The 19,445-nt window shown below is 39.5% G+C and carries 15 protein-coding genes; all 15 read left to right on the top strand.

The window, feature by feature from the left end; genetic code table 11:
- Positions 1-61 precede the first annotated feature (61 nt).
- Complete coding sequence (locus tag J0X14_RS14670; RefSeq protein WP_242528045.1) at positions 62-1,369, top strand: sensor histidine kinase; 1,308 nt, start codon at positions 62-64, stop codon at positions 1,367-1,369.
- A complete protein-coding gene (locus J0X14_RS14665) occupies positions 1,359-2,057 on the top strand; it encodes a response regulator transcription factor (RefSeq protein ID WP_207098563.1) in 699 nt (232 codons plus the stop codon). Before J0X14_RS14670 ends, J0X14_RS14665 begins: the two co-directional genes overlap by 11 nt.
- Positions 2,058-2,138: 81 nt before the next feature.
- The gene (locus J0X14_RS14660; protein WP_207098562.1) at positions 2,139-2,381 is read left to right on the top strand and encodes a hypothetical protein; all 243 of its coding nucleotides are present in this window, start codon (positions 2,139-2,141) and stop codon (positions 2,379-2,381) included.
- Between the two features lie 71 nt (positions 2,382-2,452).
- Positions 2,453-3,547 carry a sensor histidine kinase gene (locus J0X14_RS14655; RefSeq protein ID WP_207098561.1) on the top strand — a complete coding sequence of 365 codons (1,095 nt, stop codon included), beginning with the start codon at positions 2,453-2,455 and terminating at the stop codon, positions 3,545-3,547.
- A gap of 8 nt (positions 3,548-3,555) precedes the next feature.
- A complete protein-coding gene (locus J0X14_RS14650) occupies positions 3,556-4,875 on the top strand; it encodes a sigma-54-dependent transcriptional regulator (RefSeq protein WP_207098560.1) in 1,320 nt (439 codons plus the stop codon).
- A gap of 214 nt (positions 4,876-5,089) precedes the next feature.
- Positions 5,090-5,506: a GreA/GreB family elongation factor gene (locus tag J0X14_RS14645; RefSeq protein WP_207098559.1), complete on the top strand. Its 417-nt coding sequence runs from the start codon at positions 5,090-5,092 to the stop codon at positions 5,504-5,506.
- A 37-nt stretch (positions 5,507-5,543) separates the two neighbouring features.
- Positions 5,544-5,888 carry a hypothetical protein gene (locus tag J0X14_RS14640; RefSeq protein ID WP_207098558.1) on the top strand — a complete coding sequence of 115 codons (345 nt, stop codon included), beginning with the start codon at positions 5,544-5,546 and terminating at the stop codon, positions 5,886-5,888.
- 128 nt (positions 5,889-6,016) lie between these two features.
- Entirely contained in the window at positions 6,017-6,649 is a 633-nt protein-coding gene (locus tag J0X14_RS14635) for a Tar ligand binding domain-containing protein (RefSeq protein WP_317194453.1), read from the top strand.
- A gap of 138 nt (positions 6,650-6,787) precedes the next feature.
- On the top strand, positions 6,788-7,522 hold the full coding sequence (locus J0X14_RS14630; RefSeq protein WP_207098556.1) for a hypothetical protein: 735 nt from the start codon (positions 6,788-6,790) through the stop codon (positions 7,520-7,522).
- Between the two features lie 108 nt (positions 7,523-7,630).
- Entirely contained in the window at positions 7,631-9,373 is a 1,743-nt protein-coding gene (locus tag J0X14_RS19210) for a sensor histidine kinase (protein WP_207098555.1), read from the top strand.
- Positions 9,370-9,993: a response regulator gene (locus J0X14_RS14620; RefSeq protein ID WP_207098554.1), complete on the top strand. Its 624-nt coding sequence runs from the start codon at positions 9,370-9,372 to the stop codon at positions 9,991-9,993. The genes J0X14_RS19210 and J0X14_RS14620 overlap by 4 nt, the downstream gene beginning before the upstream one ends.
- Positions 9,994-10,044: 51 nt before the next feature.
- The gene (locus J0X14_RS14615; RefSeq protein ID WP_207098553.1) at positions 10,045-10,839 is read left to right on the top strand and encodes a hypothetical protein; all 795 of its coding nucleotides are present in this window, start codon (positions 10,045-10,047) and stop codon (positions 10,837-10,839) included.
- Between the two features lie 86 nt (positions 10,840-10,925).
- Complete coding sequence (locus J0X14_RS14610) at positions 10,926-12,317, top strand: DUF2201 family putative metallopeptidase (RefSeq protein WP_207098552.1); 1,392 nt, start codon at positions 10,926-10,928, stop codon at positions 12,315-12,317.
- A 247-nt stretch (positions 12,318-12,564) separates the two neighbouring features.
- Positions 12,565-13,968, top strand: a complete 1,404-nt coding sequence (locus tag J0X14_RS14605) for a DUF5723 family protein (protein ID WP_207098551.1) — start codon at positions 12,565-12,567, stop codon at positions 13,966-13,968.
- Between the two features lie 34 nt (positions 13,969-14,002).
- Positions 14,003-19,441, top strand: coding sequence for a T9SS type A sorting domain-containing protein (locus J0X14_RS14600; protein ID WP_207098550.1), 5,439 nt, complete (start codon positions 14,003-14,005; stop codon positions 19,439-19,441).
- The last annotated feature ends 4 nt before the right edge of the window (positions 19,442-19,445 follow it).

Raw genomic sequence — 19,445 nt, 5'->3', positions numbered from 1 at the left:
AGCGGTTAATGAAAGAACAAAAAGATTAATGAAAGATTAATGAAGCCAACCAATAGGTTAAATGCTTCAGATTTTTTGTTTACTTCGCAATATGCTGACACGGAGAAATGTATACGTCATTGTTTTTGTGGTATCTGTTATTGGCCTTTTGGTGGTACAGTACCAATATCTTCGGGTTGGTTTGGGGCTTGCACGAGTACAATTTTCAAAAAAGATTGATGAAGCAAGGGAAAATATAAACAGTGAACTCTCCGAACTCAATTCCCTTTCATACACTCTTGGTAGTACCATAAAAAAAGATACCTCTGAATTGCAGGTCAGTTTGGATAGCCTGCAAAGGCTCTCCCAATTTTACCTGAACGATTACATTTCGTATCAATTGGGGGTTTCGGGTATAGACGCACCGTTTACCTATTCATTGTACGCAAGGGATTCCACACAATATCTTACGTCTTTAAAACCACATGTAAAGGATGATGACATCCTTGTGTATCCAGTTAAGATAGAAGGGTATTTGCCCAATCTTTTAAATAAGGAAGTAGTTCTTGAATTGGGTTTTGAAGACATCAACAAGTATTTTTTAAGTCAATTAAATGGGTTGACCATTCCAAGTGCTATTTTTCTGCTAGCCATAATTGTGGTTGTATTTTGGGTGCTACGATCGTTTTATTGGCAGAGCAGTTTGATCACAACCACCAATGATTTCATCAATAATCTTACCCATGAGTTGAAGACTCCAGTTTTCTCCATCGGCCTGGCCAGCAAAATATTGGAAGAGGATATATCCGAAGAGAAGAAACCTGTTTTGGAATTGATTCGGCGGGAAACCGATAGGTTACGAAGGCATATTGATAAAGTACTGGAATTGGCAAGCTTGGAGTCTGGTAAAAAAATAATGCAGTTTACAGAACTGGATTTTAAAACTGAGCTGCAGCGGATATGTGAAGACTTTAAAACACTATCGGAATATGAAGAGGTCGATTTTGATTATGATTTGCAAGGAGACACTTATCCCATTCGGGCAGAAAAATTTCATTTGGAAAATGCTATTGGAAACCTTTTGGAAAATGCCAAAAAGTATTCAGATGACCCAGTGATACGGCTCAATGCGCATATCCAGAAAGGAAAGCTACTGATGGCCATTTCCGATAATGGTCCGGGCATCTCACAAAGTAATATAAAAAAGATTTTCAGAAAATATTATAGAGTTAAGAACGGCGATGTGCATAAAGTAAAAGGGTATGGTCTTGGATTATCCTATGTGCATAAGATTGTAAGCATGCACCGTGGCAATATTACGGTAGACAGTAAATTGGGAGAGGGTACAACCTTTATAATTTCCCTAAAAATAAGTGACAATGGACAGTAGTTATAAATTGATTTTGGTGGAGGATGATGCTTCCTTGGGGTATTTGCTCTCTGAATATTTGGGTATGAAGGGATTTGGTGTCACTTGGGCAAAGAATGCACAAGAAGCAATCCAAAAAACGGAAACCAATGTGTTTGACTTGGCCATCTTGGATGTTATGTTGCCCGATATGGATGGGTTTGCACTTTCACAAAAGATAAAAGCCATAAATCCAGAACTGCCATTTCTTTTTTTAACCGCACGTTCCTTAAAGATTGATGTGCTGAAAGGGTTTTCCCTAGGAGCTGTAGATTACTTAAAAAAACCCATAGATGAAGAGGAACTTGTGGTCCGCATCAATGCTCTTCTATCCCGGTTGGTTGCCGAAGAAAACAAAGAACCCCAAGAGACAAGTTTTATTATTGGGGATTATACCTTGAACACAGAGAGTTTTGAACTTAAACACAAGGGAGAGAGCGTAAAATTAACAGGAAAAGAGTTCGACCTACTCACCTTATTGGCCATGAACATGAACCAGTTGTGTACCCACAAGGAAATATTAACCACCATTTGGGATAAAAATGACTACTTCAATAAAAAGAGCCTCAACGTTTTTATTTCACATCTACGAAAACACCTGAGCAGGGATTCCAAAATAAGTATTGTAAATGTGAACCGGAGAGGGTTTATGTTGAAGGTGGATGATTAGGGAGACCTTTTAAGTGTGTTGTGGACAATTATGGCTTGGTTTTTGTGGTTTTTGGTGTAACCAACCAACAACATATTTAAAATGTTCAAGTTTATACGTAAAAAGCCCAAAGAAGTTTCATTGTGCCATTTGGATGACCTTTTTGTAAAGACCATATCCAAATTATCGGTCAATGAACAGATTGCGTATTGCCATAGACTTATTGAAAGTTCAAAATTTCAATTGGCCCAAAATTGCCCAAAGAAAGATTCAGAGCAACTCAAAAATCTAATTGTTGCCGCCAATATTGAAATTCAACGATTGGATTCAAAAGGGAGTGCCTAATACACTATAAAAACCTTCATTTCACTCTTGGTAAATTAGGAAATTAGTAATTTACAGGCAAAGTAAAGACCTTGCACACAGCAGAACAGAAACTCAAGGAGCGCATTAAGGAATTGACTTGTCTCTATGAAGTTACTTCCTTGATCGTAAACAGTGATTACGAGCAGATTGAGGAAGTATTGAGGGCCATAGCCAATTGTTTGCAGCGGGCGTGGCAGTTTGATGAAGAGACGTATGTGGAACTGGAAACCCCGATAATTTCAATTCAAACCGAAGAAAGGGGAGAGGCCTATGTTTTTTTGGAATCGCCCATCAAGGTCTTTAATGAGCCAAAAGGTGTAATACGTGTAGGATATCCCACACCAAAATATACTTTGGAAGATTTCTTGGTGGAAGAACAACAGTTATTGGACAACGTTTGTTTGGAAGTGGGGAATCTCTTGGAGCGAAAGGAAATAAAGGATAACCAAGAAAGTATTCGAAGACAGGTTGAACAGGCGGATAGGCTCCGGATTTTGGGAGAGATCACTGCCGGTATTGCCCATGAACTGAATACGCCATTGGCCAACATTTTAGGATTCTCGGAACTTTTACGGGAAAGGGTAGAGAACGACACAATTGCCACAAAGGATTTGGATAAAATCATTTCCAACACCATTTTTTCAAGGGAAGTGGTAAAAAAGCTCATGTTCTTTGCTTGCGAAATGCCGGAGGAACGTACCACGCTCAACATTGTGCCCATCATAAAGGACGCCATTGATCTATTGCGAACCACACTTGCCAAAAACGAGGTTTCCTGTGAGTTGGAAGTCAATACTGAGCATATTGAATTACGGACCGATAAGATTCAACTTACCCAAGTATTGTTTAATCTTATTGTAAATGCCATTTATTTTTCACCACCACAAAGTAAAATCAAAGTCAAAGTCACGGATAAAAAGGATAAGGTTATCATGGTCATTTCCGATGAAGGTTCAGGAATACCCAAGGATAAAGAAAATAGTGTTTTTGACCCTTTCTTTACCACCAAGCCCGTGGGCGAGGGGAGTGGTCTTGGTCTGAGCGTGGTGCATGGTATCATACAAAGCCATAAAGGTAGTATAACCCATGCCACGAACAAGCCCAGAGGAACTGTATTTACCATTGAATTTCCCAAACTCAAATAAGCGCCTATATGCTGAAAAAGGAAAACATTCTATTGGTGGATGATGACATCCAAATTTTGGAACTGCTCCAAAGGCACCTCAATGGGATGCATTACCATACGTACAGTGCCGTATCGGTTAAGGAGGCCCTTTATATTTTGAAGGATACGGAGATAGACCTTTTGATCACAGATATCAATATGCCCGAAATAAATGGCATACAATTGATAAAATACACAGCAGAGCATTTTCCGGATATGCCCAAACTGGTGGTTACGGGCTTTCCTTCCATTGATGATGCCATGAGTGTCATTAAATCTGGCGCTACGGAATATCTTACTAAACCTTTCACCAAAGCTGAACTCGAAGATGCCGTTGCAAAGGCGCTAAAGACCATTATTCTAAAGAATAGGGATATAAAATCGACACCACAGCTCCCAAGGGTATACGGAGAAATGATAGGTGCCTCGGAAGCTTTTGAAGACATTACGGAAATCATCGAGCGGGTAAAGGACAACCATGCCACCGTTCTAGTTCAAGGTGAGAGTGGGACAGGAAAAGAGCTTGTGGCCCGTGCCATTCACTATTCTGGCACATTTTCCAGAGCTCCATTTATTGCGGTCAATTGTGGTGCCATTCCAGAAAACCTTTTGGAAGCCGAGCTTTTTGGATACACCAAGGGAGCCTTTACCGGTGCCAACGAAAACCGAAATGGTTTTTTTCAAGCGGCAAATAATGGGACCATTTTTTTGGATGAGATAGGGAATGCTTCGCTTGCCGTTCAAGGTAAATTATTGAGGGTCCTTCAAGAAAAGGAAGTAATTAAAGTGGGCTCCCAAAAGCCCGAGAAACTCAATGTCAGAATCATTGCGGCCACCAACAGCAATTTGGAAGAAATGATAGCGGGGAAGCATTTCAGGGAAGATTTGTATTACCGTTTATCCGTAGTGTCGATAAAAGTACCACCATTGCGTGAGCGAATTTCAGACATTCCGCTATTGGTCAATAAATTTCTTCAAAAATATGGTGTGGAATATAGGGACAGATTGGTGAGCATTACCCCAGAGGCTGTTGAAGTGCTAGAGCGGTATTCGTGGCCAGGCAATATCCGGGAGCTGGAAAATATCATTCAGCGAGCGGTAATTATGTGTGACGGACAGGTAACCGTAAAACATTTACCCGAACAAATTAAATTTAAAATTGACTTCCCAGAGGAATCCTTAAAGTCCTTAAAGCAGGTGGAAAAGGAATACATCCAAAAAGTATTGGTCTCCACTGGAAACAACAAATCAAAGGCCGCAAAAATTTTAGGCATAGATCGTAAAACACTTCGAGAAAGACTTAAATAAGTGGGTAATATTTACCCATACGGGTAAAAAACACCCACTTCTATTTCCCCATCACTTCTTCCATATTACAATAAATACCTGATATTCAGTTAATTAAATCCTTTTCAAATTATATCGCTGTTTTTAGGCACAGGCTTTGCCTTGAATAGGGCAAATGGAATAGCATGTTGATTTTGGTGCCATTTATAAGAAGTACAACACCTAAACCCAAGTCATGAAGTTTGGAGATGTGATTATAGAGAAGACGGATTATTTGGCCCTTAAAAAGATATTGAACTTTCATAAGTATTACCATGACGATCTCCAAAAAGATGCTTTGGATATACTTAAAGTGAGTTTGGACCATGCGAAGATCTGTGACACTTCAGAAGTGCCGGAAGGTATTGTGCGGCTGTATTCCAATGTAACGGTGACCATTTCTGGAAAGAAACAAACGTTTCAATTGGTGCTTGAAGATGATCACACAAATAATGACAGAAAGGTATCGGTACGGAGCATTTTGGGTGCGGCATTGATAGGTCTTTCAGTAGGAGACCAAGTGAAAGTGCCCGATTGTATGGCCCCGATTGTCATAGAACACGTGGAATGGCTTCCAAAAGATACGATGAGGTATTCCCTAAAAAATGAATAGAACAAAAGTTTTGTATAACCCTTAAATAGTTTTAGATATGAACAAATACATTTTAGTAGTAGCGTTTTTAATTGGTGCTTTTGGCCTTAATGCCCAAGAGGTGTCTGTAGGTGATGTTTTTGAAATTGGACGACCCGATGCCCCACAATATGAGCACATTGATTTTCCAAGAGCCAATTTCATCATAAAGCGTGGTGGAATTGCCAACTATAAAAGGGTGGAAGGCAATAAAGTTGTGGTCACAGCTGTGAAGGAAAAAAAGGATGGCACGCTTACCGTGAGAATCAAGCGAACTGATGGCAATCGTTTTTTTGGAAGCCATTGGCAAGTAGCAGCAGATTTTAAGGAAGCAATGGCCTCCGGAGAATTGATAAAAGCTTAAGTAGTAGTTAATTGATTGGTGTTTGGCCCAGCTTCATTGTTCCAAGATTTGCTCGATAGGTAGTATTGAGGCTGGGCTTATTTTTAGAATTACAAAAGAATATATGCGATAGGAAGAACAGGATAAAAGTGTTAAAAGCGGTCATCATATCCAAAAGTTCCAGAAGAAAGCAAAGATCCCGCTTACTTTTGGTTTTGGCAATTTCATTTGTACTTATAATGATTGCCAATGTCATGGACTATGGATATATTCTACGAACCCAAAATACCGTGAACTCGGTGTACAAAGATCGCGTGGTTGCTCAAGATTATATTTATCAGTTGAGTGGGCTGTTTTATCAAAAAGAGTTGTCCCTTGGCGGGAATACAGTTTTTTTTGAGCCCAAAAATGATTCCATTGCTAGTCTGATGTCGCGCTTTGGAGAAACCAAATTGACCCGAAGTGAATCGGGATTCTACATCGATTTGAGAAAAAATTATGCACAATTGATTTCCCTTGAGGAGAAGCTGGAGCAACAAACAGAGACTACGGGGAAAACCCGAAAACATATTCAGCTTGAACTACAGGAGATAAGAAAAAACTTGGATGATCTGGAAGGAATACAATTTACCGAAGGTGCCCAAATGACCCAACGTTCCAATAGGGCATTGGGGATGAACACCATACTTTCACATGTAGAATTGGTCTTCCTCGTAATCATTGGCTTTATTGTTATGAATATGGTCCTGTTGGGGACCAATACTTTACTAAAAGTCAAATAGCCCGGGTTCAAAAAAACAGTTATTTTCTACGTTACTTTTAAGCTTGATGTACTTGGGTTAAAATTACCCAGTAACGGGTATTTGTAATTAACAAGATTTTGCGAAATTGTTGATTGTTAACCAAAACCATCAACTTCCATGATAGCTTTTAAAAGTATTGCCCCTGTTTTACTCCTAATTTGTATTCTCGTTCAACCACAAAATTCCTTTGCCCAGAAAAAAACCGTCGAGGGCAAGAACAACGATGTGCTTGTCCTTAAAAAAGTTGGCGGGTTTGAAGAATACAGCTCAACCTTGGATTTAAACGACAGTAGAAGACAGCTTATAATGGCGGGTCAGAATTATCAAACCAATTATGGTATTTATGTTTCGCTGGAAATAGAGGACTCATCAATGGGATCAAATTTTAAAACCTTGAAAAGCGTAGAATTTGAGATCGTAAACTACAAACCTACCTATTTCATTGGAATCGATTCGGTGGTCGTGGCAGCAGAAAAGTCAAAAAGTGAGCTTACCTTCAAAATATATACTCGGGCCCTTTCCAGTAATAGAACCTACAGTTTAACAAAAAATGAGCTTAAAAGCATTCATTTTGAAAATGGCAGTTATTTGCATTCAGAGCGCTACCTTAATCCCATGTTTCCAGAAAAGGATGCTAATGGCAGGGTAATTTTTGATTCTGATGGACTGATTTCGTGCCAACCTGATAATAAAGAAGCATTTGATTTTGAGTTTTTCTACAAGGATGGAAGACATGTAGTGAGAAAAGAGGATTACGACCAAGAACAATTGCCACAGACTTACAAAAATGAAGTGTCCTTGACCTTACCGGGAAAAAGGTGCAAACAAAGTTTTAATAAAGTGGTATTTTGATCAATGGGCCGACTAATACCTTTTTTTATTTTTTTTATTTCAAGCTATGTATGTTCAGGTCAGTCAGACCTTGAAACATTCTTCAATCATACCAAAAATCATGATTTTGTGGCTGCGAAGAACTTGGCTGTCAAGTTTGGTGAGGAAAAAGCAAAGCCTTACGTATTGCACTTGGCCGAAATATTGATGTACAAAACCGAAAAATCAGTTTTGCCAACCAATGAAAACAGTTCAAAGGAGATTCAATTTTTAAATGGACTTATTTCAGGCTATCAGAGTACCTACGCGGTAAAACGAAATAGCTTGGAAGCGTTCAAAAACTTTTCAGAAGCCCTTAAAATTGCTGAGCAACTGGATAAATCGTATTTGATCAAAGCTGCTTTGATCGGTTTGCTTGATTTGTTCAGTTCCGAAATCTTTATTGGAGGAAAGCAATACGCCCCATATTTAGAGAGATTCATTGAACTTAAATCCGACCTGACCGATGAGACGTTGATCATCATGTACAGCCTGATCTTCTTTTCAAAAGCGGATGACAATGTAAATGCTGTGGACAGTCAATATTATAAATATTATGAAAGGTTGGATTCAATTTTTGCCTTATTTCCCAAGTCACATGACCTTTATCCCAGATACTACTACGAAAAAGGTATTTTCTACAAAATTGAGGAGGATTTCAAAAAAGCAGAAGATTTTTTTGTAAAAGCAGACAGCCTGTCCCTCAACAAACCGTATTTAGAAAGCTTTAGAGGAGATATTGCTTGGCAATTGGCTTCATTGCACATGCAGAACAACAAACTGCAACAAGCCAAGAACTATCTAAAAGTTTCCAATAATTTTTCCTCGAAGCTCAGGGACACGTTCTACAATGATCGTTTGGCCTCTTTGATTTTTCAGAAGGAGGGAAATACAGATTCAGCGTATTACTATTTAAGAAAGTCCGTGGACATTGAATACAGGCTTGGTTACAAGAACAACACCTTGGAATCGTCCATATTAACAGTTCAAAACCAAACAGACAAATTAAAACTGGATGCATTGGAGCTCGATGCCCAGAACAGAAAGAACCGAAATTTAGCAATAGCATTGGGGTTATTGTTGGTATTTGGTTCGGCCATAGCCTTTTTGGTGAACAGCAATGCCAAACGCAAACAACTTGTGGCCGAGCAGCAGAAAACCTTGCAAGAGCAGAAAGTGATCACATTGCTCAAAGAGCAAGAACTCAACACCATAGATGCCATGATCGAAGGTCAGGAAAAAGAACGCCAACGCATTGCCAATGACCTTCATGACGATTTGGGAGGATTAATGGCCAATGTAAAGCTCTTGTTCAATTCATTGCAACCAAAAATCAAGGATGATGTTGACAAGCTCTATTCCAAAACGAATGCCTTGATCGATGAAGCGTATCATAAAATTCGGGCCATAGCTCATGCCAAAAATTCGGGGGTAATAGCCAAACAGGGACTTTTAAAAGCTGTTGAGCATATGGCTGAAAAGGTTTCCGCCGCAAACAATATTACAATTGAGGTAAAAGATTTTGGATTGGACAATCGTCTGGAAAACAGCTTGGAGCATACTTTGTTCAGAATTATACAGGAATTGATTACCAACATCATAAAGCACTCCAATGCAACGTATGCCAATATCCATATCACCAACCACGGTGATGCCCTAAATATTATGGTAGAGGACAACGGAGTAGGTTTTCAGTCGGACAAAATCATTTCTAAATCAACAGGAATGGGTCTTAAAAGTATAGATAAAAGAGTGGCGCACCTAGAAGGTACATTGCATATCGAGTCCGAAATAGGGAAAGGGGCCACGGTAATTATAGATATTCCCATATGATACGTTTAGCCATAGCAGAAGATCACCAATCGTTGATAGACGGACTCACCCTTCTCTTAAAATATGAGGAAGGCATACAAATTGTTGGCACCGCCAATGACGGTGATGCCTTGCTTCAACTTGTAAAAAGGAAAGAGCCAAATGTTGTGGTTACGGATATACGCATGCCAAAAATGGATGGAATCCAAGCAACTAAAATCATTAAAAAGGAATACCCGCACATCAAGGTACTTGCCTTTACCATGTTTGATCAAGAAGAGGCTATAAAGCAGATGATCCGAGCAGGAGCATCTGGGTATATTTTAAAGAATACATCGCTCAAAGAAGTACTCAACGCAATATTGGTGGTAGCCGAGGGTAAAATCTATGTTGACCCCAATATCAATGTGGATGGAATAAATCCCCAAAAAAAGGATAATAGAAAAGGAATACTCACCAAACGGCAAATGGAAATACTGGCATTGATAGCGCAAGGTAAAACCTCTCGTGAGATAGCAGATGAACTTTTTATAGGATTACATACGGTGGATACCCATCGTAAAAACATGATTCGTATCTTGGGGCTTAAGGGAAAAGGTGAATTGTTACGATATGCCTTGGATAAGAAATATAAGTTTTAACCCTATTTTTTAATCTGAGCTTAAAAGTCCTTTTCCAGTAAAAGAAAGACCATGAAAAAAGCAACATTTTTTTTAAGCGCACTGTGTTTGTGTGCATCGCTCACAAAAGGATTTTCCCAAACCGAAGACTATTATGCCCAAGGTAAGGAAGGCATAATAAAAACTGAGTTTGAGGACATAACGCACGAACTAAAATTTGTCTCCAAGGAAAACCCAGAAGATGCGTATACCATTGGATGGGGAAAGCTCGTGGCCAAGATCATTCCATTGCTGGTTGACGGTGCTTCCAAGCTTTTTTATAATCCCGATAATTTCAACAAAGAGTACTTTGCTACCTATTCATTTTTTGATGAATCTAAGGGTTTTGAGACTTTGGACCCAAATAAAACCCTGGTTTTTGATCATTTGGGCACCAATAATTCCGGTGAAAAAGAACGGATTGCCCGTTTTAAATTTGAAATCGGTGCCGTTACTAATGTGGAAGGATATCATTATATAGGACTAAAAGAATATGAAGTTAACCATTCGTGGGCCAAGCTAAGCTCACTTGGCAACCAAATCAATTATATATTGGACATCGGCTTTTATTATTTTGATGATGCTGACAAAGCAAGAGAATTTCATATCAATCCCATCTTACTGGATTCTGTGCTGATAGATGGTACATCTATGGTGATTGAGGACCCCAATTTTCAGGTAATACCAAAAATGAAGGTTTTGCAGAACATTCAGGTGCGCATACGGGAAGTCAATAGCAAAAAACAAAACTGGGACCGGTATTTGGAACTCTATCAGGACAATATGGGGAATATTTCCAATTTTTTGATTCGTGCATTGCCGAAATAGATTGTTAAATTGCTTCAAATTCAAGCTGGAATCGATTCTCTTGACATGGGCGAATTATTGAGTGAGCCAAAAAAACAATTTTTAGGATGAAAAATAGTATTGTTTTCGCAATAACCCTTTTACTTGGCCTATATGGAAGCGCTCAAGGTTTCCAGAACGTGGTCATTGAATCGGTTGATGATTTGTGTTTTGGCAATACCAGTCAATCTGCCGACCCCGAAGCAGAAGCCATTGTCGATGAAATTATGGGGCAGATGGGACTCAACAGAAACTTTAAGCTTCGTAAATGTGAAAATATAAAAAACGCATTGGCCCATATTGAGGAAGACGAGAACAACAATTTAGTGCCCTACATCCTGTATGATCCCAAATGGTTGGGTCAAATGTCAAAAAACTCCCAGATGGATTGGGCATCAATAGGTGTATTGGCCCATGAAGTAGGCCATTTTCTGTTGTACCACTCATTGAACAGGGGCGGAAGCAACCCAAGATGGGAACTAAGTGCAGACAGGTTTGCCGGCCATACCCTGGCAAGAATGGGGAGTACCCTTGAAGAGGCACAGAGCATGTTTGCCAATGTTCCAGAGAAAGGAAGTTCAACCCATCCCGGAAGGACCGAACGCTTGGAAGCCATTAAAATTGGTTGGATGAAGTACAATGACCCCAACCTTAAAAAAATCATTTTGGATGAGGACACAGCCGAAAGGGACGTCACCCCAGAACTGATCATAAACAGGTATTACAGTCAATTGGGAGGTATTAAGGAAGTGGGTCAAATAAAACAGTTGAACTTTAAGGAAACCATTTCAGAAACCAAAGGCGAGAACTTTAATCAAGAACCTGTTGTCTATGTTTATGATTACCAACAAAGTGTCAATACCATTGCCATTTTGCATAAAGAAAGACAAGAGCAATACCTCATTAAAAATGACTCTTTATTTTGGAAGTATACAGATCAGGACCAATGGCGGAACGGAGCCCCACCCATTGGAACAAGCTTAAAGCAAGACTCTTACACCTTTAAAAGGGAGCGAAAACCAGCTACCCAATACTTTTTTGATGATTTTTTGTTGTTGTCCAACCCTGAAGTGGCACATTACAGAGGAAGAAGACGAATGGGTAACGAAGAGTGCTTTCTATTGGAATTACCTCAAGAAACCATTGAAATTGGAAATCTTAACAAAAAGGGCAAACGAATACAGCTTACCAAGCACTATTATTTTAGTACACAATCCGGGTTGCTTTATGCAATCATGGAAAACGAGAAAACAGAGCATTTTAGAAAAGGAAAAAGAAAGGATCAAAAGACCATGGAGATTAAAAAGATCATCTCTGAATATGACCTTCATGACCAGACCTATTTCCCTAAAGAGGTTCAAATTATTGAGACGGAACTTGAGTATGATCTACCAAAAGGGGACCGATTATATCAACAACGTTCAATTTCTGAAGTTGAGCTGCTCAACGAAGTAAAGTAAACAGCTCAAAAGCGATTATTCCCACATCCAAAATAGGTTATTCTTAAACCTATTTCTAGTTGTTTATCAAGTATTTAGGTGTAAATACCGTGTATTGGGTATTTTCTCATATCCCATTCGTAATTATTTTTGAATTATTCGTTGAATTCATCAATATATCGATGTAATCAACAAAATGCTTAAATGATATTAAAAATGTTTTGATACATTTAAAATCTTGACTTTTAGACCTCAACCAGACCAACGAATGCGAAACAAGTACATTAAGTTTCTTTTTTTTCTAATTGGGCTTCCCCTCATTTCATTTTCTCAGACCTCACAGGGTTTTGCGTTCGACAATTACAGTGGTATTTATGGTACTGTGGCCAACCCTGCCAACAGTGTAGATTCCAAATACGAATATCATATCAATGTACTTTCATACAATCAAATGGGGATATCGGATATTGGCGCCCTTCCCAATTTTGAAGTGGAAACAGCACCAAATGGATTCAATGGACTTGAATTCTCCACCAACTTGACCCATGGGGAGAACGACGGGTATTCGTTTGGACATACGGATGTTCTTTTGCCTTCAGTAACGTGGGACTTTCATGACCGTTTTGCTGTGGGACTCCTGCTGCGTTCACGAACTTTTTTTGATTATAACAACGTGGGCAGTTCCTTGTTAAGAGGGGCAAACCAAGGTTTTTCTACTTTAGAGCAAGGTTTTGACCATGAAAATAGCGACCTTAATTCTACTTTTCACTCTTGGAAAGAAGCAGGCCTTAACGTTTCAGCCGTTTTGTTGGACGGCAATTTTCATTTTTTTAAGCTCGGAGGCACATTCAAATATTATGTAGGAAATGGTGCTGTGGAGACTAGAGGTAGTCTCAGTAGCAGTTATGATGGAAATGCACTTACGTTGAATACTGGTGTTGATGCCCCCCTCATTGTACTTAACAGTTTTCAAGAACAAGCCGATGAAGACTCATCGAAACTATTTATCCAGGAGTCCTTTAATTTTCAGAACAATGGCTCGGGTTACGGAGGAGATATTGGGATGGTCTACGAGTGGCGCCCCAGAGAGACCAATCGTGTGGATGTCCGTAGCAACAGCGGAGCTGTGAATAAATATAAACTGAAGATAAGCGCTTCAGTTTTGGATATGGGGACCATTAAATATGCTGAAATTCAGCAAGATACTATCTCAGTGAATAATTTGGTCATAAATTCAAACAGTTATGATGTAACTAATGGCTTGATTGGCACCATCATGGATAGCGAAGGCGAGGAGGTCACCATAAATCCGGCCAGAGGCGATGTAAGTGTAGCATTGCCGATGTCGGCTCACCTAAATTTGGATTATCTCTTCAAAAACAATTACTATATCAATTTTAATTACATAAAAGGGCTTACAAGTGTCTCGGACAACTATGCAAATACGCAACCCGACCTCATTACTGTAACGCCCCGATATGAAACACGAAAGTTCAGCGCATACCTCCCTATAAACTTTAATCAGAAAGCGGGAATTTTTGCAGGACTTGGGCTTCGCTATGGACCGGTTACGGTAGGTTCAATGGCATTGAGCAGTATACTTACAGAAGGCAAAGTAACCCATCTGTATGTTGGGGTGAGCATACCTTTTATGAAAGAGCTATATCGATAGATTGCCTGCATTTGACAGGTTCAAATGAAAGAAAATGAAAAGAGCACTACTTCTAATTATAGGATTCTTGTTAACGGGTTGGTCGTATGGACAATATACGTCCATCCCAGATTCCAATTTTGAACAAACCCTCATAGATCAAGGAATTGATACAGAAGGGGGAGCTACCGATGGTCGTGTGCTGACCGCCGACATCTCCAACCTCTCAGAATTGAGCATCTCCGGTTATGATATCAGTGACTTTGATGGTTTACAAGCTTTCTCCTCTCTAACGATTTTTAGTCTTATCGACAATCAAGCGGCGACCATACAAGAAATTGATTTTAGCGGAAATTTACTTTTGCAGGAAATCGTGATCATAAACACCCCTAACTTGCCAAGTGTTGATATTTTCCAAAACAATGCTATCACTGAATTATCAATTGTTACCCGTGGCAACTTATTTTCCAGTATTGACCTTTCCGGGAAGAGTGGACTGACGGTATTGCAATTGGCGGACAATCAAATTTCCAGTATTGATGTAAGTGGTCTTCCCAATTTAGTGGACTTAAGCCTAGCCATAAATCCCTTGACAAATTTGGATGTTACATCTTTGTCCGCGTTGGAGACCTTGGCTACTTATGAATCGCAGATTGCCACATTGGATTTGTCTCAAAACACCAATTTATCAATTTTAAATGCCGATAATGGAGCACTAACTTATGTGAACCTTAAAAACGGGAACAACAACCTGCTCACTTCCGTAGAACTCAATGGAAATTCAAATCTTAATTGCATCCAGGTGGATGATGTTGTTTTTGCAGATCAACAAACGGCGCTTGGAAATTGGATTAAGGATATAACCGCCAACTATAGTATAGATTGCGGTTATACGCTTATTCCCGATGCCAATTTTGAACAGGCCCTGATCAACCAAGGCATAGATTCTGAAGGTGGCCCAACTGATGGTCGTGTTCTAACATCGGATGTAACGGGTGTAACCAATTTAAACATATCAAATGCTGGAATTAATGATTTAAGTGGTCTGGAAGCGTTTGCATCATTACAAATATTAAATGTAAGTGATAATGACCTTAATAGCTTGGAATTACAAAACCTCAGTCTGGTGGAAATTTATGCCACCAACTGTAACCTTGGGGGAAAAACCATACGGTTTCAAAACGACCCAGGAAATGGCGGCTCCTTTCTCACAAATGTCACCACGCTGGAGTTGCAATACAATGGGATAGGCAATGGCGGGTCTACCATAAATTTTGGGGGTATTCCCAACGTTACCTATTTGGACGTGAGCAACAATAATTTTGGCACCATTCAGCTCGGCGCAACCACATCTGTTGAGGTTTTATTGGCAAACAGTTGCCCAAATTTGGCCACTCTGGCAAATTTGGATTTATTGAGTCAACTGGTGTCCCTGGGAGTTTCCTTCTCCAATCTTTCCACTTTAGATGTGGGTCAAAATTTGCAGCTTTCTTTTCTAAATATCAGTGGTAATACCTTAACCGACCTAAATCTCACAAATAATAACCAATTGACCAGTGTTTATGTAGGGGACAACAACCTAAACAGTATTGCACTGCCCAATACCAACACAACAACCGAGCTTTTTTTAGAGAACAATGATCTAATGGAGTTAGATATCAGTTCCATGGATCAGAACCTTACCGATTTTAACGCTACGGGAAATTCTTCATTGAGTTGCATTCAAGTCACGGATATTGGAAATGCCGCATCGCAGGTAAATTGGCAAAAGGATGCCAATGCAGAGTACCGAACAGATTGCAGTGCACCTCAACCTTTTGTGGTTACAGCAACTATTTCCGGAGCGACAGGGACAAGCCCCAATTTTGAAATAACCGAAGGCCAGTCTTTTGAACTTAACTTTGATACAGCTAATACCGGAACCAACGGGATAATCTATGACCCGGTAATCAGTATTACAAAAGATGGGATTGAAAGCACCGAGGATTTCACTATAGATAATTTAAACAAAACCTTTACTATAAGTGCCCAGAATCCTGATGGCAGCATAGTTTTTACCGTTAATGAAGACGGGATCAATGAAGGGGATGAAACCTACATCATCAATATCACTTCCGAAAACACCTCCAATTATACGGTAACACCAACATCCTTTACAGTAACCATTGAGGATACAGACCCAATGATTGTAACCCCTTACCTTAGTTTGCCTGTGGGAAACCCTGCAGACACGGTTGAGGAAGGGCAGCAGTTCCGGATTTATTTTGAGGCGGATAATTCGGTATTGCATGATGAGGGATCATTTGATGTTGTTTTCAATTCCAGTGGCAGTACAGCCCTATTCGATGAGGATTATACGCATGGGAACAGCCCAGTATCTTTTATAGCCAGATATCAACAGGATGCCATTGAGTATTTGGAAATAGAGGTTTTTGTTGATGATTTCGATAATGAAGGTGAAGAGATTGTGATAGTTCTGGAAAAAGATCCCAATGATGTCTACCAATGGGAAAATGCAAACCCAGATGGTAGCAAGGAATTTATAATCACCATTGCAGATGAACCCCAAGTTATTTCTGATCCCTTTTCCTTGGAAGCAACAATCAGCGGTGTTGAAATTGATAACGAAGGAAATTTGAGTATCAATGAAGGGGAGTTTTTCTCCATTGGGATTAAGGCTCAGCCTCCAGCTGCGGTAACTTATGAATATGAAGTCCGATATGATTTGACTCCAAGCTCAGCAACCATTAATGATGATTATATTCCTGATTCAAACCCCAAAACATTTTATGTTCAGGAAAATGTTTCCGAAGACGGGTCCCTGGACTTTTCGATCATAAGAGAAAACAATCAAGCTGGTTCAGAACCAGATGAAACTTTGGTGATCGTATTATATACCAATGAAAATGATATCTATGAATGGGCAGATAGCGCCAATGCTGTGCTAAATGAAGCAGATGGAACACTTACCTATACGATTACAATAAAAGACGTACCACCAATGGTTTCCGATGCCATAACGGTAACAATAGACAATACGGGCGGTGTTGAAGGAGGTATGGATACTTTTACAATTTCTTTATTTGATGCGCAAGGGAATCCTTGGACGGATCATGGCAATTTGGAATTCCCAGTGTTGTTTAACAACGAGATAGTAGATCCCTATCTTGAAGAATACTTTCAAAATAAAACCAATTTTGCAAGAGTTGCCGAAGAAGGTAGTTACGTGTTGCAAGGCGAAACACAAAGTCCGACAGAATCTGTAATAATGGTAATGGAAAATGAATCTGTTGGAGAACTAATTCTTATCTACCCTCAAGAAGTCATTGTTGATAATCATAGTGAGTTTTATAGCGTTACACTGCAACAACCCGTGTTGGGCTCAATGGAATTCTCATTACCAGACCCTTTACAGGCCAATGTTCGGGACGATGAGGGCAAGATTATCATTTATTTGACCATAGATGAATCAAACCTACAACAATTGGATGGTCCGGGGCAGGGTTGCTGTGCATATTATTCAATTGAAGAAGGTGAATCCATACGGTACTCGTTCAATGCGGAAAAAGGTGTTGGTGGTTCCGATATCTATGAGGTGGCCTTAGAATTTAAAAATGCAGAAAACCCTTATGCGATAAATCCAGAGGATAATTATCCACAAGCATCCCCAGATGATTATAGCGCTATTGGAGACCTTCCCATTAGAGGTGTGCCCAATGATACAGAGGGGTCAGAGTATAATTTTCAAGTAAGAACTATCATCAATGATGATAATGGAGTAGATCCAAGCTCTGAAGTATCCGAGAAGTTTGCTGTTTCTTTTAATCCAATTGACAGCGATAAGTTTGTGTTGGTCCCCACAAACATTTTTGATATAAACAACGTAAATGATGATACCATTGAATATATCGATACCGACTTTTATATCCTTGAATCCATACAGGCATCACTAAATAGTATTGAAAATAGAAAAATTGCCCGTGAATTTCCGCTTGAGAATGCCTCACTTCAGGTAGAACTCGAAACCTTGAACAATACAGGAAATGATATGTTAATCTATTATAGTATTAAGGATGCGCAAGCAGAAGGGGCAGCGACCCCAGGCTTAGATTACACAATTGACAATCTAGACCTGAATACCTTGGAAGGTTTTGTTACAATTCCGAATAATGGGCAAAGTGCAGAGATTGTAATAAACCCATTAAATGACGATATATATGAACTTACGGAAACAGTTACCATTGAGTTAATAGATCGCAGAGGATATTCCTTGGACAATAATTTCACCCAACAAATTACCATTGAAAGTGATGATCCCTTTGAGTACACCGCTACCATGTTCTCGGGAGCGGACAACAAATCAAGAGAGGCAGATGCCACCGATTTTGCCGAAATGATCATTCAACTGGACAAAGTACCAACCGAAGATATTGAGGTCTTTTTCAAAGTTTCTGGAAATACGGATACAAATCAAGTTATTGAATCAGATTATGAAATATTTCAGCAGGACCAAACTACCAGCATACCCCTAAATGATGCCAAGGTTCTTTTTGAAGCAGGAGGTACAGCCACCAAAAGCATTTTTATTAAAGCATTGCCCGATGATGTTGTTGAAAATAATGAAAGTCTTTTTCTTACCCTGGATTTTGGTGTAAACTATATGATTGGCTCCCCAAGTCTGGCAGAAGCGGAATTGATCAGTTTAACTTCAGATGTTTCCACCTTTGATCCCAGTACGATCAACATACTGGTCAAAAGCCCAAGATGTCCTGGAACCGACCAATTGGGAGAAATTTACCTTGAGAACGATTCACCTTTTCCGTTTGAGGTAACGGTTGTTGGTAAAAATGATATCACGTATACCGACACAAAAGATTTAGACAAAAATGATTCAGAGGATAATTCACAAGTGTTCGATGAATTGGCTATTGGCAGCTATGAAATAACATTGGCTTTTAAACCAGTGGCCGATATCACGTATCCTGACGTATTATTGCCCAACTATGTGGTCCGTGTTACTGAATTTGACGGCATGACCGCTGAGGAAAATGGATTCGATGGAGATATGGTCAGTCTAAAGGTTTCCGGAAGTACAAGGTATTCGGTCTTAACAGATAATAGTACGCATCAATTTGAGTTTGAAGATGATTCCGAACATGTTATTGATGTTCCGTTAAAAAAAGGAATCAACAATCTTATTATCAGTGGCGACTCAGATTGCAAGGGGATTATTGAAAAACGTATTTTGTTCAGCGATATACACTATTATCCCAATCCAACAAAAGATGAATTGACAATAGATGGTGGCTCGTTTCAAGGGAAACTGGACATTCAACTTTTTGATTTTGCAGGAAGACTGGTCTTTAGACAAATGTCCAATACACAAACAGATGTTGTTAGGCTGGATGTTTCAAGTTTGGAACAAGGAACCTATTTGGGACTTATTATCCCTGAGGGTGAGGAGATGATCCAATTTAAACTATTAAAGAACTAAGGTT

The organism is Allomuricauda sp. CAU 1633 (genome assembly GCF_017313225.1).
Taxonomy (GTDB): Bacteria; Bacteroidota; Bacteroidia; order Flavobacteriales; family Flavobacteriaceae; genus Flagellimonas.
Note: the sequence above shows the minus strand (reverse complement) of the source record. Positions and strands in the feature narration are given on the sequence as shown.